We start from the raw sequence: 20,007 nt of genomic DNA on the forward strand, positions 1-20,007 counted from the left end.
AAAGCAAAAGCCGCCTTGGAAATGCTCCAAGGCGGCTTTTGCGTGTGGTATGTTAAACTTCCATCACCACTGGAATAACCATTGGGCGGCGGCGAGTGCGCTCGTACAGGAAACGCCCAACCACTTCTTTGATTTTGCGAGCAGCTGGCGAAGAAACTGCTGGCGAATTGCCCTCGGCGGTTTCTTCCCCATCGCTAAATGCCCGAGCTGGCACGACATAGCTTTCGCTGAACGAGGCTCGTACTGCTTCTTTGGCTCCCTCGATCAAATCGGTTGAATCGCGGGTCGAAACAAAGCCACGGCTCACGATATCAGGCCCAGCGACCAAGTTGCCAGTTTGTAGATCGACTGAAACGACGACCATTAAGATGCCATCTTTGGAAAGCATTTGGCGGTCGCGAACCACTGCCCCACCAATATCGCCGACCGAAACGCCATCGACGAAGACATGACCAACCGGGGCGCGGCTAACCAGTTTGCCATAATTTTGGCTGAATTCCATAATCGAGCCGCCCTCGGCAATCAGCACATTATCGCCATTAAAGCCCATACCTTCGGCCAATTGCTTATACCGAGCTAGGTGGCGATAATCGCCGTGGAAAGGGATAACATACTGCGGTTGTACCAAGTTAAGCAGCATTTTTAGCTCTTCTTGGGCCGCGTGACCAGAAACGTGCACAGGCAAATCTGAACCATAGATCACATTTGCCCCAAGTTTGTACAAATTATCGATCACTTTATAGACCGATACTTCGTTGCCGGGAATTGGTGAGGCCGAGATTACCACGGTATCGCCGCGCTGAATTGAAATTTGGCGATGGTCGCGGTTGGCCATGCGTGAGAGCGCGGCCATTGGTTCGCCTTGACTGCCCGTGCACACAATCGCAATTTGATCATCGGGCAAGTTTTTCATATCGCCTGCCCGAATCAACGTGCCATCGGGAACTTCAAGGTAGCCTAATTCGCGGGCAATTGAGGTGTTGTTTTCCATCGAGCGACCGACTGGCACAACCTTGCGGCCATAATCAATCGCTGCGTTAATTGCCATTTGCACCCGTGAGATATTTGAGGCAAAGGTTGCCATAATTACCCGCCCCGGGGCTGTGGCAAAAATTTGATCAAAGGCATCGCCAACCACCCGCTCCGATGGGGTATAGCCTTTCGATTCAACCCGCACGCAGTCGGTGACCAACACAATTGGGTTGCGGCGGCCAAAATCAACCAAACGATCAATTTCGGTTGGCCAATTATCAACAGGAGTATGGTCAAGCTTCCAGTCAGTGATATACAAAGCCAATCCAGCAGGCGAGGTCAAGCCAAAGCCCACCGAGTCGGGGATGGAGTGGGCAATGTGAAATGGCTCAATCGTGAAGCAACCAAGCTGCAATTTATCGCCTGGGGCAATTACTTTGGTTGCAACTTTATCAGTTAACCGATGTTCTTTGAGCTTGTTCGAGAGCAAACCGAGGGTTAAGGTTGTGCCGTAGACCGTTGGAAAGCCCAAATCGCCAATCAACCAAGGCACGGCTCCAATGTGGTCCTCGTGGCCATGGGTCAGCAAGATACCGCGAATATTTGCAACTTTATCGCGCAAATAGGTGATATCAGGCAACACCAAATCAACGCCTAGCATCTCGCTTTCGGGAAACATCACACCCATATCGCAGATGACAATATCTTCTTCATACTCAAAAACCCACATGTTGCGGCCAACTTCCGATGCGCCCCCAAGTGGGATAACCCGTAATTTGTTTTTAGTCATACGAATACAAACCACAGTGCAAGTAGGCCTGCACTGTCGTCATGGCTCCTTTCTGAATAATCCCAACCCGATGTGGCTGAGAGAGTTGTTAAATAGAATTTTCTTGTACCACTCCACATAACGATGAGTAGCAGTTCTTCAGATCAAGCCTTTGCCCAATTGGGCAAAAGCCTATGCTAGCCACAATGCTGTTTAATTTGGCTCAGCAAGCTTACGAGTTGCCCCGATGTGGCATATAACGGCACTTTGTTGTAATAATGGCGATAAAGCCAACGCCGATACCAACGAGTTTGGCTAAATTCTGGTGCGATCAGTACATCAATCCGCTGAACGTAATCGTCATAGCTATAATTTGGCCGCAATTGAGCCAACGCTTGCCATGGATAGTATTGCAGCAAACCTAGCGTTCGAATCGTCAACCCATCAGCCTCAACATGATAGCTGGTGTTCCACTCCAAGATTAATTGCCAAAGCATGCGTGGCAAGGTTAAGCTCAAACTCAGCAAGAAAAACGCCGTAACTTTTTGGCCATCAGTCCAGGTCGGGGCTTGTTGCCGCCATGAGCTAGGTAATGCCGTTAGTTCTAAACCCAAAAGCTGCAATAAAAGCCACCATGTTGCGAGTAATAAGCCGATGTTCAGCAAGCTCAGCACAATTAATGATCGACGTTGCCGAAAAAAGCTCATTCAGCATCCTTACTAGGTCTAGCAATCAATTGGATGTTCTGGGGTTTCGGCGATGAGACCTTAAAACATTGACATTTGTTGTGGTGGCGTTGTTGGCTCGTCGGTTTCGGGCAGATTTGGCTCAGTTGTTTGGTTCGTTTCTTCTTGCAAACGCTGTTTGAGCCGCGCAATTAGCCGTGGTATCAACTTGATATCGGCGATTGCCTCGGGCATGGCATTCATGTTACGCAGCACATAGGCTGGGTGAAATAAGGGCAAAAAAACTGTTTGGCCTTGGCGTTTAACCCCGCGAATGCCATGAATTTTGGTAATTTTGCCACCAGGGAAAAATTTATTCATCGAATGTCGCCCAAGCGTCGCAATCAACTTGGGAGCCAAAGCCGCAATCTGGCGATCTAAAAAATGGGCACAAGCCGCGATTTCGCTTGGCTCAGGGTCGCGGTTGCCAGGTGGCCGACATTTCACCACATTAGCGATAAAGACTTGTTCACGGGTTAGGCCAATTTCGGCCAACCATTGTTCCAACAAATCGCCCGAAGGCCCGACGAAAGGCCGACCAAGCGCATCTTCACGTTGGCCTGGCCCTTCCCCAATTAATAAAATCTCGGCATTGGCTGGGCCTTCGCCTGGCACTGCGTTGGTTCGGGTGCGACAGAGTGGGCAGGCAGTGCATTGGGCGACTTCTTCAGCAATGGCCGCAAGTGTTGCTGCAGCATGCGTCATAAGCGCAAATTAAACTCAGAGTTCAACAACCTAAGAAATCATGTGTTGATATTGTACACGAATTTAGGCTTGTCTGATTCTCGATAGGTTGGCTATTCGACGCTGACCCGCTGACCAAACTTGCTTTCGGTGCCATTGCGCAGCCGGGTAATATTATCACGATGCGAAACCACCACCGCTAAGGCGATCAAACCACAATATGTTACAATCGCAATATGGCTTTGATCGAGCATAAAAAACACGCCAGCAGTAATCGCGGCGGCAATGCTGGCCAAAATTGAGGCCAACGAAACGTAACGGGTCAATAGTACAACCGCCCACCAAACCAAGGCCGCTGCCAAAAAGCCCCATGGGAAGATGCCTAAAACGCCACCCAAGCCAGTTGCGACCCCACGGCCACCATGAAAGCCAGCAAATATTGGGTAAATATGGCCAACCACGGCAATTGTGGCGGCTAGCACCATGGCCCAAGCATTATCGGGCATGAGCCAACGGGCGGCCCAAATTGCGGCAATGCCTTTGAGCGCATCGAGCACAAAAACCAAGCCGCCATAACGTGGCCCCATGGTGCGCAGCACATTGGTTGCCCCCGTGCGCTTCGAGCCATACGAACGCACATCGATCCCACCAACCATGCGCCCAATCAACAACCCAAAAGGAATCGACCCAAGCAAATAACTGATCACTGCAATCAGCAAATAGTACACAGAGCCTCCTTAGTCTTGTTTTTGGCGTGGTGGTTGGCGGAAAATCGCCCGAGCGCCCCAGATGTATTCAACTCCCGACATAATCGTGAGCAATACAGCAAGCCACAGCACAATCGACGATAAATGGCTAAGCCAAGTCAAACCGCCAGCAAAATCGATCAACTTAAACCAGCCGTCACGGTCGAGGTTGGCCCGAACCATGATCCAGCCGAGCGCTACGATTGTGATGATCATTTTTAGCTTGCCCCAACGCCCCGATGGAATAACCACGCCTTCGGAAGCAGCGAGTGAGCGTAAGCCAGTCACCACAAATTCGCGCACCAAAATAATAATCGCCGCCCATGGGTCAAGCAGATTGGTGGCAACCAAACAGACCAGGATTCCGGCGGTATAAATTTTATCGGCAGTCAGATCAAGGAAGATGCCTAAATTGCTGACCCAGCCATATTTTCGTGCCAATTGGCCGTCGAGCATATCGGTGAGCGCGACCACCACATAAAACCAAAACGCCCAGAAATAGCTAATGGCAGTGTCGTTAAGCAACAACATTAACAACGGAATCGTTGCGATGATGCGGATCGAACTTAAAATGTTGGCCATATTCCATGGGTTCACCCAAGGCTTACGCCCCGCCCGCTCCTTCCGACGAAGCAGCGGGGGGCGTTTACTGCGTTGAAAACGCGGTGCCGGTGATTGCCCTGATGAAGGTGCATTACTCATTGATTACTCAGCAAACACGGTTGCGGCATCGGGCACTTGTTGCCAATCGACTAAGAAGGTTTCGATGCCTTTGTCAGTTAACGGGTGCTTGACCAGTTGTTGCAGCACTTTGAATGGCATGGTAGCAACATGCGAGCCAGCCAATGCCGATTGCAAAACGTGAACTGGGTGGCGAATTGAGGCTGCCAAAACTTCAGTTTGTACATTGTAGTTTTTGAAAATCTGGACAATATCGCGAATCAAGATCATGCCATCTTGGCCGATATCGTCGAGCCGCCCAAGGAACGGGCTAACGAAGGTGGCCCCAGCTTTGGCTGCCAACAAGGCTTGTGAGGCTGAAAAAATTAAGGTTACATTGGTTTTGATGCCTTCGCTGGTCAATTGCTTGACAGCCTTCAAACCTTCAGCCATCAAAGGCACTTTGACCACAATGTTTGGTGCCCATTTGGCCAAAATTCGGCCTTCGCGGACTATTTCATCGGCTTGCAGTGCCACGGTTTCGGCACTGACTGGGCCGGGACAAATTTCAACAATCTCTAAAACCACATCACGGAAGTTGCGGCCTGCTTTTGCTGCTAATGAAGGGTTGGTGGTCACGCCATCAACCACACCCATCGCCACCCCTTGGCGAATCTCTTCGACATCAGCAGTATCCAAAAAGATTTTCATCCAGTTGCTCCTTTGATTGCCCTGGTTAGAACCTATGCCTCTCAGACTTCCAGCATGCATTATAGCAGCATAATGCGCTGCATCATAACAATGCTATCGTTGTGGTTGGTTCGAGATCAGGGAGCAAGGATTTAGATGAAACGCAGCATTGCGGGCTAAAACGAGGATCTGCGCCATGGGTTTGTCGCCATGACGCAGTTTGCGAGCATTGGGAGTGATTTAGCGATAGGTAATGTTTGAATCGATCTTAATCAAGAGAAACAATTGCTCATTGGGTATTAGGTCGGTGAGTTTTGTTTCCCAACGCAGGTTAATGGTGTGCAGCACTGCGCCACCTTGTTCTTCTTTGGTATATCGCTCATGACCTTCTTCTAAAGTAAATTTCTTCCAACCTTGACCCAACCAGATTGAGTCGTAAAATTCAACGATTTCGTTGCCAGTTTGAGGCACAAATACCGAGGCTGTTGTTCCATCAAGATAGGTTACTTCTTCACAATCGTCGCTATAGCTTTCATAGCGCAGATCATTTAACCAATCTTGAATGCTATCATCAACCGACTCATCAGTTCCAATTGTATAGGCTATGGAGTTTGGCATAAGTGGTAGGGTATGACTCAATGGCGTGACAAAATCGATAACCTGATTATCGTAATGATCCTCGCCACGAAACATAATCCGCCGCTCCGAGGTACTTTCTTGAATAATCGCCAAGGTTCCGCTTTGCTGCTGGTTATAACTGCTCCGATCCAGCATAACCAGCGAAACCACATGTTTTCCCATCCCAGTATCAGCATAGTAGGTGCGGATGGTATCACTGCTTGGTTGGTATAACGGCAAGCCCTGTTCGGCTAGTTTTTGGTCATAAAATTCGGCTAGTTGGCGTGGGCTGGTTTGGCTAATAAAGAAACTATGGTAATTGATGTTGGGCATGCTATTACAGATGGTGAGTGGTTCTCGAATGCCAAAACCAGCAGCTTGCATTCGGGCTTTTTCTTGTAACTCAACTTGCCAACTTTGGATTAATGTATCGAGGATCGGATCATTGCCTACTTGATACTCCACCTGTTCGGGCGGGGTTGGTACAACAAATTGATTAGGTGTGGCGAAGGCACTTGGATCAAAATTGAAGGTCGTCGGATCAGTTGGCTTGAGCGTGAGCAAGCTCATGGCTAAAAGCCATTTGTCATCAGTTGGTTGATTGAGGGTGTGAATCATCCGATGCAAGGTGAGCACTTGAATATCGTTACCGACAAAGCGCAGCAATATCTTCCCCATACCGGGAATACCATGATCATTTTGACCAAGAATCCGTGAGTTATTGTGCCAGCCAGCATGCACCAACAATGTTTCGTAAAAATCAAAAGTTTCTTCTTGGCTGCTGCTCAGCTCCAAAATTTGATAGCCCTCGAATTCAACAGCACCAGCCCAAAATTGTTCAAGGCTCGACTGTGGCTCGTGAATATCCGATTTTGCTAATGGGTCATTGCCCAGATTGGTGTTGAGCGTTGCACCTGGCGGGATGGGAATCGCATTGGCTGCGAAAATATCGTGGTTGCTTGGCAATGGCAGGGTTAGCGCAGGCGCATCGACAGGCTTTTGGCTGAGTATCAGCATGACATAGAGTTCAGTGCTATGCAGCGGCACGAACATCAGCACCGTAACAACATGTTGGCCTTGCTCAAAAAACAGGGCTGCTTCGTCGGTCGATTGCTGTTGAACTGGCTGAGCCTGCCAGCCTTTGGTCGCAAAACTTGCTTGATAAAATGCAATCGTCGCTTCAACTGAACTTTGGGTCAGATAATCATCAATTGGCAACATCGACAGTGCATAGGGGTCAGCTGGATCTGGATCACTCGCTTGGGCTAGTAAATCTGGCATATAGATCATCATCATTGCCATGGTTGAATAGCCCATATCGCCATCGATATCTTGATTCTCCGCAGCAACATAATCACGGCTGAGCAGTGGCCGCTCTAACTCTCCAATGGCGATGAAGCCATTAATTTGATCTGCCGAAATCCCTTGGATCACTGGGGGGGCAGTGCCAGCAACGGTGGGTTGGGTCGTGGCTTGAGCGCGACTTTGCGCCTTTTCAGTTGCGGTTATAGTGGTGATTGTGGTTGGTTGGGCAGTTTGAGGTTGACCACACGCAGCTAAAACGAAGCTCGTGAGCAAGATAATAATCGTAAATCGCCAGCGCATACTCATCCTTCCTCGTAATTGGTTGATTGAAACTGAAGCTGGGATTACTATAATTCTGGGGCTGATTGAGCCAATGTATCGCTAGATACATCGCTAGGTTGATCGTTGCAACCCTAACATCTCTAGAAATCCACAACCCTTAAAAGTCCTCCATTACAAACGAAACCCACTTGAATCGCCGATCTCGCGGTTTACTCTAGCTGAGTAGTTGAGCCAAACAATGGTTTTTACTGCCAAATGCTGGGCTAAAACAGTAACTGGCAGTGCTTGCCCAGCTAATTTTGGGCGAAACTCAGTTGTAAGGCTGATAGCAGATTGGGTTGAGCTGGCTATAGTGAACACGATTAAGCCTTAGGAGGTGTGTGATGAGTCGTTTTGGTGAAGAACCGCTGGAATTTTTCAAATATGTCTATAACGATGTGCCCCCATGGGATGTTTCTGCTCCTCAGCCAGCTTTGATTGAGTTAATCAACGCCTTTCCACCGCAAAATCCCATTCTCGACGTTGGTTGTGGTTCGGGCGATTTGGCGATTGGCCTCGCACAACGTGGCTATACGGTGGTCGGAGTTGATTTTGTGCCAACTGCGATTGCGCAAGCCAAAGCCAAAGCGGCAGCCCTGCCTCGCGAGGTTGCTCAACGCCTTCGTTTTGTGGTTGGCGATGGCCTCAAGCCCTCCTTGCTTGAAACCAAATTTGGGGCAATCGTCGATACTGGCTTTTATCATTTGTTTAATCAAGCCGATACTGAAGCATTTATTGACGAATTAGCTCAAGCCTTACAACCCCAAGGGCGTTATTATGTGTTGGCGTTTGGCATCGAATTTGCCAGCGTCAATGTGCCCCGCGCCATTACCGAAGAGGAAATTCGCAGCCGATTTACTGCTGAGTGTGGTTGGCGCGTGCTCGATCTGCAACCAGCCCAATTTCTCAATCGGGTCGGGCCGGCTGTTGTTGCGCTTGCTGCTTGTATTGAGCGAATGTAGGGCATAGGGGTCAGTTGTCGGGGGTTAGGGATCAGATTTACGCGAAGGATGATTTTAGCCACAGATGAGCACAGATTGTTTTGATTATTCTGCTATACCCAATCCGCTTTCTGTGTTGCCACTGTGTTTCCTGATCCCTGACCCCTAGCCCCAACATTGCTCTGCCATTGCTCTGCGCCTCTGCGTTAAGTATCCGATCCCCGATCCCCAACAGCCGATCCCTCATTACTATTGACGAAAAAGCTGTAAATGTTTGATAATCAATTATTGAAATAAAGCTGTATTACGATTGGAGTCGCTGTTATGCCAGAGATGACAACCTACGAACGGGCACTGCAAATTTATCAAGTATTGATGGGTTTTGCTCATCAGCGCCAGACCCTAACCTATGAAACCCTCGGTAAATTGGTTGGTTTGCCACCCCATGGATTGGCAATGCACCTTGATCATCTGCTCCGTTATTGCAAAAACCAAGATTTACCCCCAATAACAATTTTGGTAGTGCGTAAAGCTGAGGGCACTCCCAGCACTGGCTTTCCTTCGGCAACGATGGATCTGGATCAAGAACGCGAACGGGTATTTGATTATCCGTGGTTTCGTCAAAAACCATTGACCCTCGAAACCCTCAAGGCTTTATCGTAAAAATTTAGAGAGAGGAGCTATCTATGAAATATCTTTACTGGTTGCTACTTTGCTTGATGCTTGCTCGTTGTGCTAATGCTGCCCTTCAGCCAACCCCGCTGCCGCCAATTGCTCCCAGTGTGCAACAAACGATCGAACAAACTGTGAAACAAACTCCCGACTTCGCCGATATGCACGATTTGGCGATTCAGGCAGTTCCAGGTTTAGAGGTTGATCAGCTTTTTGTCTTTTCATTCAAAACCAAGAATGGCTTGATCATGGGGGTGTTGAGCGGCTGGCACGATCAGGCAACCTAGCAATTTCGTTCAAAGCGCTCAAGTTTTTATGCCCTCGATCAAGGAACTGAACCATTTGTGTATCAAGATTCGATTCCCGATGAGCCTTTTTATGTTGTGTATGGTTATATGCCCAAAGATGTTGCCCGCTTGGCTAAAATTTCTTTGAAAAATGGCCAAGTGTTGTACTTTCCAGCAGAGTCGGGGTTGCGGGCACTCTTGGTCTCGTTGTCGAATCCAGCGGTTAAAGTCGAAATTGTGGATAAAACAGGCCGAGTGTTTACTGAGTATCCACTGCATAGCAAATGAGGCTCATACCAGCGCTCCAAATCAATCAAGCACCCCCAAAATCGTTGATCGCGCTAGCTAAACAAAGCATTAGAATCGCCTAAAAGCGCTTGACATATCAATAGTTTGCACTATACTTCACAATATCAATTAAGCTGCGCGACGTGGCGCGAGCCTCGGTTGGGCAGCCTCAAATTCGCTTGGCAAGAGCGGCTCGTTTTGTGGTGTTTCCAAAGGAGTGTGCGGGATGGACATCTCCCCCAACGCAATTCCCGATGTTGTAGTGCGGCGATTGCCAATTTACGCACGTAGCCTGAGTTATTTGGCTGAAGAAGGTGTTCGTTCGGTTTCCTCGCAGGAGTTGGGCGAACGAATTGGGGTTACTGCCGCTCAAATTCGTAAAGATCTTTCTTATTTTGGTGAATTTGGTAAGCAAGGCATTGGCTATAACGTCGAGTATTTGCTGGGGCATATTCGACGGATTTTGGGTTTGCACGAAGTTTGGCCCGTAGTCTTGGTTGGGGTCGGGCCACTTGGTCAGGCTATCGCTCGCTACGAGGGCTTTCGCACTCGGGGCATCGACATCATTGGGGTTTTCGATAACGATAGCTCGAAAATTGGTTTGCAACTAGGCCGCAACACCGTCCAGCCCGATTCCGATTTACCTAAAATTTTGCAAGAGCATAACATTCGTTTGGCAATTGTGGCTGTGCCAGCGGTTCGCGCTCAAGAAGTTGTCGATGTGTTGGTGCAAAACGGGGTTCAAGGCATTTTGAACTATGCGCCAATTGTGGTGCAAACGCCCGATAATGTTTGGGTACGCCATATCGATCCAGTAGCGTTGTTGCATAGTATGACCTATTATCTCTCGCGTGAAGATGAACACCATGCCATGAACGAGCATTGAGCCAGCGATCAACCCTGGCTCAGCAAAATTGCTAGCTGTTGCAAGAGTTGCTCAATTTGCCCCTCAAGTTTGCGTCGCCCAAGCCCCAAACGGCCAGCGATGGTTTGTTGGGCAACCCCATGCAGCAACAGCCCTAGCAAACGAGCTTGCTCGCTTTCTAATACTGGCAAACATGCCCGTAATGCAACATGAGCGGCGGTTGATCCGCCAAATTCATGTTGTAAATTTAACCCTGCTTCTCGCCCTTGCTCTCCCACATGAAACCCCGCTGTGAGCACCGCCAAAAGATTGCGTACATCTTCAATCTGCCAAACTCGTCGTGGCGGACGTTGTTGTAGCTCCAATAAATTTAGCACATCGAGCTGGCCTTGGCGAAAGGCGACCGCGCTAATTTCGTCGCTGAGGGTTGGCATTGGCTGGGTGATTAATTCGGCGAGCCATTGGGCTTTGAGTGGCGTTAGTGGTTTGCTTAGTACGGCGCTACAACCAGTAGCCAGCGCTGCCCATTCGCGTTGCGGCGTTAGTTCGCTGCTGATCGCTACCAAATGCACTGGAGCGTGGCGGCCTTGGGCGACGGCATCGCTAATTGCTGCCGCCAAAACTGTGCTTTCCAAGCGCGGCAAGGTTGGGTCGGGCAACTTAATATCCAACAAGCCCAACATTGGTTGCTTGGTTTGATCGTGTTCGAACCAATGCCAAGCTTGGCGAATTGAACGCCAGATTGTGACTTCGAAGCCTGCTTCTTGTAATAACAGCTCGGCTAAAGTGGCATGAACCTCACTATCTTCGACCACAAATGCATGATAGCTCACCGATAATCCTCCTCAAAAGCTAGGCTGATAGGCGGGCAATTGGATACAAGCCCAAGCGCCTTGGCGATTTTCCAACTGAAGTTTGGCCCCAATCAGGCTTAGATTGGCTAAAACGCCACGTAAACCAAAGCCATAGCCACGCCCGTCGCTGTTGCTAGGAGCCAAATCGAGCACATGCTGGGGAAAGCCCACCCCGTTGTCGTGAATAATAAGGTTAATCTGCTCAGCATGAATCTCAACAATTAAGCAAATTTGCTCGCCGCCATGATCAAGGCTGTTTTTTAATAAATTATAAATTACTCGACCAAGCAAACGTTGGTTGGTATGCACTTGCAGATTTTGAATATTAAGTTGAATTTGAGGTTTATTGGTTTTTTGGGCAAAGGCGGCGCTAGCCTCTAAACGGGCAGTTTCAGCACAACACAGTTCGGCTAAATCGACTGGAGTTTGTTGGAGCATGGCCTTGGTTTGTGCTCGGGCAATATCCAACAGATCGTGCATTTGCTGGCCGATATCTTCAATCTGTACCCGCAACAGAGTCCATAATTGTGGGCGTTGCGGCTGTAATTCCAACACATTGATTAATCCAGTAGCTCCATCGATCGGTGAACGCAAATCATGAATTGACGAGCGCAACAGTTCGCGGAGAAATTCGGCTTCATCGCGGGCGTGGGTGGCCTCGCGTCGCGCTTGTTCGAGTCGTAGTGAAAGTTGTTGAGCTTCGCTCATCTCAACGCTGATTCGTAGCAAAAATAATGGCAACAGCAAGAGTGCAAAATTCAGCTCGCCAGTGGCAATTGTGAAAGCCAAGCCGCCAAGTAAAATCACATAGGGAATGCTACGTTTGGCAAAGGTATCGATCGCTAGCTGATCGCTGCGTGGGCTACTGGCGTTGGGGTGAATCGCCGCAGCGTGGGCTAAAATCAGCCAAGCCACGCAATACAATGCGCCAATTGGTAAAACAACCAACTTGCTGCGGTCGAAAATCCAGGCCAAATCGACCAAGCTCAAGGCCAAAATGCCGCTGCTCAGTTGACGAAACAACTGCTGCCAACGTTGGGGCTGTTGCTGGCGAATCAGATCAAGCGCATACAGCAACGAAAGATCAGCGCCGACAAACAGGCCATCGTACCAAGCAACATTCGGCACAACTTGGCGAATCGCAATGGTCGTGATAATCATCAAGCCAACGCTGAGAGCAAACCAATCGAGCACAATGCTACTACGGCGGCGCTGGCTGAAGGGTAAACTGACAAAAAATGCCCCAGCCATCACCACGGTTGGCACATAAATAATGATTGGCAGCACAACTTGGCTTAAGCCTTTGATGCTGGTTAGCGAACCACCCAAGCCGCGATAGAAGGCTAACATGCCCCATTGCACCGCCAAAATCCGCCAGCCTTTAGCCAAAGCCGAATATGGGCGTTGGATTGCAGGCAGCCAAAAACGCCCGACACACACCAGCAAAATAATCACCTCAACCAAGCGACTGATTGGGGCTGAACGTTTGCCGAGTGCGGGCCAAAGTAGCGCAGCCGCCAAATAGAGCAAGGCCGCAGCATACCACCAACGACTATACAACAAGCGATTCCAGCGTTCGTGCATAACCCGATTGTACGCGAGGCTGCCAGTTGAGGCAATTGAAGTTATGTATTCTAATGCGATTCAACTGGGTAAGGCTATTGAGTAGCATAATCCATCAAATAAATTTTAGGGGGTGCAGGGGGATCAAAACACCCTGTGTTTCCCTCTGGTGGAGGGACGGAAGGGTGGCGAATCATTAGTATAGTGAACATAAGATAGGCTCTAGCGTGAGCAAAGACGGCTTTTTGCTCACGCCCAAACCAGCATCAGTGGTTGATGCCGATAACCAAGCGGCGAGCGCTCAGATTTAGTAGAGGATTTGAGGTTGTTGGGCAGAATGTGGTTTAGTGCAAGCCAGCACAATTCAAGAAAGATAGCCGCCACTCAATGGTGCTTGATCAATTAACCCTTGGCCCACGGCCCAATCGAAAAAGCTATGTAAGGCGGCTTTGGCAATTTCCCGTTGGGTCAGGCTGAGGCTGCTCAAATAAGCCTGTACCCAGTAGGTCGAAATACTATCAAGCTCGTTGGGATATCCACTATCAAGCCAGCGCTGAGCAAAATCGTCGAGATATTCGTTGTAATCGGCGGCCAGTTGCGGGCGGGTGCGCACCAACGTGCCAGCAAAACTATCCAAAGCGCCCAACAACGTGCGCTCATGAACCAAAAGTTCTTGCATAGTCATCGTAACTCCAAACAATTCAAAAGAAAGGCGCAGCCCACATCATTGGAGGCTGCGCTATAACTGCGGTCTAAATTCTAGCGCTTGAACCCTGTAATTGCGACAACCCCTGAGCGTGGCACTTCGTTACCACCGATTGGCCAGTGGCTGCTCAGTTCGGTCAAGCTCTTGGATTCTTCACCTGGGTGTTGAATCGCCAAGAACAGGGTTCGGCCATCAGGCGACCAGCATGGCCCAGTCAATTCGCATTCCACTGGCCCTGAGGCAAATTGGAAGGCGATCCCAGCATCGGGGCCGCTGGTGCGGAAGAAGAAGAGACCGTTGTTGCCTTGGAATTTGTAGATACCTTTGTTGGTGCGTGATGATGAGATGTCGGTTACCATCCACAAGTTGCCTTCGCCATCGAACACCAAGTTGTCGGGCGATGAGAAGCCGCTTTGGGAGCCACCAACCGCGAAGATGCTCCATTCGAAGCTGGTTGCAGCAGGATTATTATCGGTTTCGGCCATGCGCACGATTTGGCCGTGGAAGTTGCCGTGGCCCGTGTTGTTGGTCAGGGCAACGTAAACACTGCCATCAAGTGGGTGAATTTCAATATCTTCTGGGCGATCGACGGGTGTGGCTTTGAGCGCCATGGCAGCGGCTTGGGTATCGGCCAAGACATCGGCTTGCGAGCTGAATAGCAAATTGCCTTTGCTATCTTTGGCACTTTGCAAGGCGCTTTGGCTGTTGTAATCGAGCAAAATCCACTTGCCATTGGCAAAGTCGGCGGCGTAGAGTTGGCCGCTTTCGAGAATTTGCATATTGCCTGGGCGATCAGCCAAGTTGGTCAATTTGCGGTCGGCCACAAATTTATAGACACATGAATCGGCTTTGTCGTCGCCCATATAGGCCACAACTGTGCCATCGCTGCCAACCCGCACCGCTACATTTTCGTGGCGGAAGCGGCCCATGGCAGTGTGCTTGCGGGGCGTGCTGTTTTTATCAAATGGGTCAACTTCGACAACCCAGCCATAGTGGCGCTTGCCGTAGATTTCTGGTTCCCAGCCATAGCCAGTTGGCGCTGGGTTGGGATAATCTTGGAAGTTTTCTTCGCAGCTCAGTGCCGTGCCCCAAGGCGTTACCCCACCTGAACAATTGCCAAGTGAGCCAATCGCCATTGGGCCGCCATCGATAGTGGCGGCTGGGCCAGTTAATGTGATTGGAGTGGTTGCGTCGATCCGGCGATTGTGGGCGGTATCAGTTTGGTCGAAATACCAACGGCCATCGCTATTGCGCTTAACCCGAATCACGCTCATGCCAACCATATGCTTCTCGGCGTTGATTTGATCGCCAGATTTTGCGCCCGAGCCAGTGTAGCCCGAGATAAACATGGGGTTGACGTATTCGTGATTGACCAACAACAGGCCATCGGTGCTTGATAAATCGCTGCGGGTAAAGCCAAATTGTGGGCGATTTTGGTCGAGGCCTTTTTGCAACATATCAATCGGGAAGAAGGCAATGAAATCGGCATTTTCGCCAAACAAACTGCCATCGCCCATAGCGTGACCACGGTGGGCCAATAAATCGTAGCGGAAGCCTTCGGGCAAAATCAAATCATCGGCGGTGCTGGTGCTGATTGGTTTGAAGGGCAACGAACCTTGCGGTTGGCGTTGGGTCAAGGCTGGGGCTGACAAAGGGGCATTATAGTGCGCCGCTTCAGCAGTTTGCAGATCTAAGGGCAAGGCCGCGACCGCAGCAGCGGCAGCACCACTGGCAACAAGGGTCCGGCGATTGATCCGACGTTCTAATAAATCGTGCCAAATACTTTTGCGCTCTGCACGCTGATCGTGGCTGGTCATTGAAATCCCTCCAAGTTGGCAACACACCATTCATTTCAACTGGACACAGCCAAAGCATACGTAAACCATGTCAAGTCCAACTCATCAGTATGTAAAGATCAGATTAAGAAATGAGGGTGCTATAATGAACCTTAGCAATAATCAAGGAGGTTTCCCCATGGCAGTACGTCGGGTATTGCAAATAGAAGATCCAACTGATGCAGTGGTGTTACGGGCCAAGGCCAAACGCATCACCAGTTTTGATCAAAGTTTGGCTGGTTTGGTTGATGATATGATTGAAACCATGCGTGAAGCTCGGGGCGTTGGGATTGCCGCGCCGCAAGTTGGGGTTTCGCGGCGCGTGGTGGTAATTGAAGAGCCAGCCCAATACGAAGAACATGAAGATGGTACTCAGACCCAAATTGCTCCCGCCGTGCTGTATGTGATGGTCAATCCAGAGATTATCAAAGCCAGCGAAGAAACCCATATGCTACAAGAAGGCTGTTTGAGCCTGCCTGGCCGCTATACCAAAGTGCCGCGTAACAAATGGGTAACGATCAAATATTACGATTTAAAAGGTCGCGAACAGCGCTTGCGCCATATTCCCGCTGAAGATTACAAAGTTGGGCACATCGCTCAGCACGAGTTTGATCACCTTGATGGGATTATGTTTACCGACCGCATGACCGAAGAAAGCAAATTGGTCGATTATCGCAAAGAAAGTGAAAGTGCACGCCTCAAACGGCGCGGTTTGTTGGCGCGTAAAAAACGCCCCGATACTGAACTCGAATCAGAATCGGCAACCAATGAATAAATGTAATGGTTAATTAATGACAGCCCCTCACCCCTAGCCCCCTCTCCCGCCCAGCGAGGCGAGGGGGAACCGAGTTACAAGTGCTCCCCTCTCCCGCCGCAGTGGGAGAGGGGTCGGGGGTGAGGGAATTAACGTCATACATCATTACAATAAGCAGCTGCTTCGTCGAAGCAACGCTTAGCGATAATTAATTTTCAGCCAAGCAATCTGCGTTTAGAATAGGGCGACTTCTGCGCCGATATTCTGTTTGAAGGAGTTCACGATGCGCGTGTTGATCACGGGAGCAGCAGGGTTTTTAGGCTCGCATTTGTGTGAGCGGTTTCTGGCCGAAGGTCACTCGGTTGTTGGGATGGATAATTTCATCACTGGCAATCCGGAAAATATTGCCCATTTAGTTGGCCGCGAAGGCTTTCAATTTATTCGCCACGATGTGACCAACTATATTTTCTTGCCTGGCCCGCTCGATGCAGTGTTGCACTTTGCCTCGCCAGCCTCGCCAATCGATTATCTTGAACTGCCGATTCAAACGCTCAAAGTTGGGGCTTTGGGGACGCATAATGCCCTCGGTTTGGCCAAAGCCAAAGGTGCTCGCTTCTTGATCGCCTCAACTTCAGAAGTGTATGGCGATCCGCAAGTTCACCCCCAACCCGAAACCTATTGGGGCCACGTCAACCCAATCGGGCCACGCGGGGTTTACGATGAAGCCAAACGCTTTGCCGAAGCCATGACCATGGCCTACCATACCTACCACGGCGTGCAAACGCGGATTGTACGGATTTTCAACACCTATGGCCCACGCATGCGCTTGGCTGATGGTCGGGTTGTGCCCAACTTTATTCAACAATCGTTGCGTGGCGAGCCGCTGACCCTTTACGGCGATGGCTTACAAACCCGTTCATTCCAATTTGTTGGCGATTTGGTCGAAGGCGTGTATCGTTTGTTGCTCTCCGATGAGGTCGAGCCAGTTAATATTGGCAATCCCCACGAGTTCACCATGCGCGAGTTTGCCGAAATCGTCAATGCTATGACGGGCAATCCAGCTGGCACGGTGGTTAAGCCCGAACTGCGAATTAAAGACGACCCCCAAAATCGCCAGCCCGATATTAGCAAAGCCAAACGAGTGCTGAATTGGGAGCCACAAGTCACCTTGCAAGCAGGCTTGGAACAAACGATTCCGTGGTTTGCTGAGCAATTGCGCCAACGTGGCGAAATTCAATAAGCCCAAGCTTGGCAATCCAAACCTCCTGAGCATCGGCGTGGATGGCTCGGGCTTTTGGTATGCGATCGATTTGCCGCATTTGCAACGAAGGAGCCGAGGAAGGCCATGCAGCGTCACGCATTAACTTGGCGCTCCGTGCAGCCATTGGATTGGTTGCTGGCTAGCTTAGGGCTGGCAGGAGTGGCAATTATTACTCTGCTGCCCTTCACGCAGGCAGCAACCTTGATTATTTGTGGCATGCTCTTGGTTTGCATGTTGATTCAGCCTGCCGTAGGTTTGAGTTTGACGGTTGCCACAGTCATGCTCCAAGAGTTATTGAGCTTTCCGCTAGGCTTGACTGCAACCCATGTAATTGGGATTATGGCCTTGGGGGCGTGGCTGTTGTATGGCATGGCCCAGCGCAAAATCATCATCGACACAACCTTGCTGGTGCCATGGAGCCTGTTTTTGATGGCTTTGCTGCTCTCGGCGGGGCTAACCGAATACAACGCGGTTGATGCCTTGAAGCAGGTGGTGCGTTGGTTCATGGCCTTTTTGGCCTTTGTGGTGACGGTTGCCACAATCACCACACCCAAACGAGCGATTGGCCTGATTGCGGTGATGTTCACGGTTGGGGTCATCGAGGCATTGATCGGCATTCAGCAATATCGTGTGGGTGCTGGCCCGTTTGCCATTGGCGAAACCGTGCGGGCTTATGGCACAATCGGCAAGCCCAATACCTTTGCTGGCTTTTTGGAGTTGATGTGGCCCATGACCTTGAGCGTGGCCTTGGGCTTGCTCTGGTTTTGGTGGCAACAACGCCAACGCTGGCACTATTTGCTTGGCTCGGCCTTGAGTGCTGGCGCAAGCCTGATCATTTTGGCAGCGATTGGGGTCAGTTTTTCGCGTGGCGCTTGGATTGGGATTATGGGTGCGCTGGTGGTGATGCTGCTGGCGGTTGATCGGCGGCGTGCCCTGCCATTAATTGGCCTTGGTGGAATATTGCTGCTGGCGATTATCAGCCAGCCTGAGCTATTTCCCCCAGTAATTACCGAGCGAATTAGCAGCCTGACCAACAATTTGCGGATTTTTGATGCTGGACGGGTGACGGTTACCGATGAAAATTTTGCGGTCGTCGAACGCATGGCTCATTGGCAAGCGGGGGCAAATATGTTTTTGGCCCATCCAGTGCTTGGGGTCGGCCCCGACAACTTCAATCGGGCTTATCCTGAATTTTTTGTGGGGCGCTGGTCGGAATCGCAAGGCCACTCGCACAACTACTACATTCATATTGCGGCAGAAGCTGGCATTTTAGGCTTGATTGCCTATCTCGTGCTGATTGCGGCGGTTTATCGTCAAGCCTATTTGGCAATTCAGGCGACGCGCGGCACAGTTTGGCAGATGGTAGCAATTGGCTGCTGTGGTATCATAACCGCCATTCAATTGCATAACGTTTTCGATAATCTCCATGTGTTGAATTTTGGAATTCATTTGAGCGCGGTGTGGGCCTTATGTGTGGTTCTGACACAGCGCCAAGGGTGGCGTGCATGACATATTTAGTAACGGGTGGTGCGGGTTTTATTGGCTCGCATTTGTGCGAAACACTGTTGCAGCGTGGCGAACGTGTCATTGCATTCGATAATTTCAACGATTATTACAGCCCTGAACGCAAACGCCGTAACGTAGCACGTTTGCTCGATCATCCCAATTTTGTGCTGTGGGAAGGCGATTTGCGTGATCCAGCCAGTTTATTGGCCTTGTTTGAGCAACATCGACCCAGCCATGTGGCCCATTTGGCAGGCATGGCCAACCCACGCTATTCGTTGCAATATCCCGCTTTGTATAGCGCGGTCAATGTTGAAGGCTCGGTCAATGTCTGGCAAGCAGCGATTAACTATGGCATTCAGGCCTTTGTTCAAGCCTCAACTTCGTCGGTGTATGGGCTTGCGCCAACCCCATGGCACGAAGAATTAGCCACCGATCGGCCATTATCGCCTTATGCTGCTACCAAAAAAGCTGCCGAACTGCTGGCCTATACCTTCCATTATCAAACCCAAATTCCAACCCGCGTGGTACGCTTTTTCACGGTCTATGGCCCCAAAGGTCGCCCCGATATGACCCCAACGATTTTTGTTGAGGCCATGCGCAAGCAAGAGCCAATTGTGCTTTACAATGGCGGGGTTGATGTTTACCGCGATTGGACGTATGTTGACGACATTGTTTCAGGGGTGATTGCGGTGCTTGATAGCGATCGCACCTTTGATATTTTCAATTTAGGTAACTCAACTCCGGTGATGCTGCGCAGCTTTATTGATACGCTGCAAGCAATTACTGGCTTGAATGCAATTATTGAAGCCAAGCCTTTATCATCTGCCGACCCGCCAATTACCTTTGCCGATACCACCAAGGCGCAACAATTGCTGGGTTGGAAGCCAACCACCGATATCGAGGATGGCCTAGAGCGCTATTGGCATTGGTATAAAACCGAGTACGATTGCTAGATCGGCTGCGCTGCTGATATTTAGCATCGTGT

Annotated in this window: 20 protein-coding genes; 9 read left to right on the forward strand and 11 right to left on the reverse strand. The window is 50.1% G+C overall.

Annotation, left to right across the window (positions count from 1 at the left end; translation table 11 throughout):
* Positions 1-52: 52 nt before the first annotated feature.
* The 7 genes from ABEB26_RS16735 to ABEB26_RS16765 all read right to left on the reverse strand — a co-directional run bounded on the left by ABEB26_RS16735 (position 53) and on the right by ABEB26_RS16765 (position 7,469).
* Positions 53-1,762 carry a ribonuclease J gene (locus tag ABEB26_RS16735; protein ID WP_345723185.1) on the reverse strand — a complete coding sequence of 570 codons (1,710 nt, stop codon included), beginning with the start codon at positions 1,760-1,762 and terminating at the stop codon, positions 53-55.
* A gap of 176 nt (positions 1,763-1,938) precedes the next feature.
* Complete coding sequence (locus tag ABEB26_RS16740; RefSeq protein ID WP_345723186.1) at positions 1,939-2,448, reverse strand: hypothetical protein; 510 nt, start codon at positions 2,446-2,448, stop codon at positions 1,939-1,941.
* Between the two features lie 60 nt (positions 2,449-2,508).
* Positions 2,509-3,171: a uracil-DNA glycosylase gene (locus tag ABEB26_RS16745; RefSeq protein WP_345723187.1), complete on the reverse strand. Its 663-nt coding sequence runs from the start codon at positions 3,169-3,171 to the stop codon at positions 2,509-2,511.
* A gap of 92 nt (positions 3,172-3,263) precedes the next feature.
* Positions 3,264-3,878 (reverse strand): glycerol-3-phosphate 1-O-acyltransferase PlsY, encoded by a 615-nt coding sequence (gene plsY, locus ABEB26_RS16750; RefSeq protein ID WP_345723188.1) that lies wholly within the window; start codon positions 3,876-3,878, stop codon positions 3,264-3,266.
* A 9-nt stretch (positions 3,879-3,887) separates the two neighbouring features.
* Positions 3,888-4,478, reverse strand: coding sequence for a CDP-diacylglycerol--glycerol-3-phosphate 3-phosphatidyltransferase (gene pgsA / locus ABEB26_RS16755; protein ID WP_287045355.1), 591 nt, complete (start codon positions 4,476-4,478; stop codon positions 3,888-3,890).
* 123 nt (positions 4,479-4,601) lie between these two features.
* Positions 4,602-5,267: a fructose-6-phosphate aldolase gene (gene fsa, locus ABEB26_RS16760; protein WP_345723189.1), complete on the reverse strand. Its 666-nt coding sequence runs from the start codon at positions 5,265-5,267 to the stop codon at positions 4,602-4,604.
* 219 nt (positions 5,268-5,486) lie between these two features.
* Entirely contained in the window at positions 5,487-7,469 is a 1,983-nt protein-coding gene (locus ABEB26_RS16765; RefSeq protein WP_345723190.1) for a hypothetical protein, read from the reverse strand.
* 365 nt (positions 7,470-7,834) lie between these two features.
* On the opposite strand from ABEB26_RS16765, the gene ABEB26_RS16770 reads away from it, so the two are divergent.
* The 5 genes from ABEB26_RS16770 to ABEB26_RS16790 all read left to right on the forward strand — a co-directional run bounded on the left by ABEB26_RS16770 (position 7,835) and on the right by ABEB26_RS16790 (position 10,564).
* A complete protein-coding gene (locus ABEB26_RS16770) occupies positions 7,835-8,452 on the forward strand; it encodes a class I SAM-dependent methyltransferase (RefSeq protein ID WP_345723191.1) in 618 nt (205 codons plus the stop codon).
* A gap of 303 nt (positions 8,453-8,755) precedes the next feature.
* Positions 8,756-9,094, forward strand: coding sequence for a hypothetical protein (locus ABEB26_RS16775; protein ID WP_345723192.1), 339 nt, complete (start codon positions 8,756-8,758; stop codon positions 9,092-9,094).
* 23 nt (positions 9,095-9,117) lie between these two features.
* A complete protein-coding gene (locus ABEB26_RS16780) occupies positions 9,118-9,390 on the forward strand; it encodes a hypothetical protein (RefSeq protein ID WP_345723193.1) in 273 nt (90 codons plus the stop codon).
* A 57-nt stretch (positions 9,391-9,447) separates the two neighbouring features.
* A complete protein-coding gene (locus tag ABEB26_RS16785) occupies positions 9,448-9,678 on the forward strand; it encodes a hypothetical protein (RefSeq protein WP_345723194.1) in 231 nt (76 codons plus the stop codon).
* Between the two features lie 226 nt (positions 9,679-9,904).
* Complete coding sequence (locus tag ABEB26_RS16790) at positions 9,905-10,564, forward strand: redox-sensing transcriptional repressor Rex (RefSeq protein ID WP_345723195.1); 660 nt, start codon at positions 9,905-9,907, stop codon at positions 10,562-10,564.
* Positions 10,565-10,572: 8 nt separating this feature from the next.
* Here the strand turns inward: ABEB26_RS16790 and ABEB26_RS16795 are convergent, their stop codons facing one another.
* The 4 genes from ABEB26_RS16795 to ABEB26_RS16810 all read right to left on the reverse strand — a co-directional run bounded on the left by ABEB26_RS16795 (position 10,573) and on the right by ABEB26_RS16810 (position 15,483).
* Positions 10,573-11,376, reverse strand: a complete 804-nt coding sequence (locus ABEB26_RS16795) for a response regulator (RefSeq protein ID WP_345723196.1) — start codon at positions 11,374-11,376, stop codon at positions 10,573-10,575.
* A gap of 12 nt (positions 11,377-11,388) precedes the next feature.
* Complete coding sequence (locus tag ABEB26_RS16800) at positions 11,389-12,981, reverse strand: sensor histidine kinase (RefSeq protein WP_345723197.1); 1,593 nt, start codon at positions 12,979-12,981, stop codon at positions 11,389-11,391.
* Positions 12,982-13,324: 343 nt separating this feature from the next.
* Positions 13,325-13,645: a hypothetical protein gene (locus ABEB26_RS16805; RefSeq protein ID WP_345723198.1), complete on the reverse strand. Its 321-nt coding sequence runs from the start codon at positions 13,643-13,645 to the stop codon at positions 13,325-13,327.
* Between the two features lie 74 nt (positions 13,646-13,719).
* Entirely contained in the window at positions 13,720-15,483 is a 1,764-nt protein-coding gene (locus ABEB26_RS16810) for a PhoX family protein (protein ID WP_345723199.1), read from the reverse strand.
* Positions 15,484-15,640: 157 nt separating this feature from the next.
* Between ABEB26_RS16810 and def the strand changes: the two genes are divergently transcribed.
* The 4 genes from def (at position 15,641) to ABEB26_RS16830 (ending at position 19,975) form a co-directional block, all read left to right on the forward strand.
* Positions 15,641-16,276, forward strand: a complete 636-nt coding sequence (gene def / locus ABEB26_RS16815; protein WP_345723200.1) for a peptide deformylase — start codon at positions 15,641-15,643, stop codon at positions 16,274-16,276.
* Positions 16,277-16,538: 262 nt separating this feature from the next.
* Positions 16,539-17,495, forward strand: coding sequence for a UDP-glucuronic acid decarboxylase family protein (locus ABEB26_RS16820; protein ID WP_345723201.1), 957 nt, complete (start codon positions 16,539-16,541; stop codon positions 17,493-17,495).
* Between the two features lie 105 nt (positions 17,496-17,600).
* Complete coding sequence (locus ABEB26_RS16825; RefSeq protein ID WP_345723202.1) at positions 17,601-19,025, forward strand: O-antigen ligase family protein; 1,425 nt, start codon at positions 17,601-17,603, stop codon at positions 19,023-19,025.
* Positions 19,022-19,975, forward strand: a complete 954-nt coding sequence (locus ABEB26_RS16830) for a GDP-mannose 4,6-dehydratase (RefSeq protein WP_345723203.1) — start codon at positions 19,022-19,024, stop codon at positions 19,973-19,975. Before ABEB26_RS16825 ends, ABEB26_RS16830 begins: the two co-directional genes overlap by 4 nt.
* Positions 19,976-20,007: the final 32 nt, after the last annotated feature.

Source organism: Herpetosiphon gulosus, assembly GCF_039545135.1.
GTDB classification, from domain to species: domain Bacteria; phylum Chloroflexota; class Chloroflexia; order Chloroflexales; family Herpetosiphonaceae; genus Herpetosiphon; species Herpetosiphon gulosus.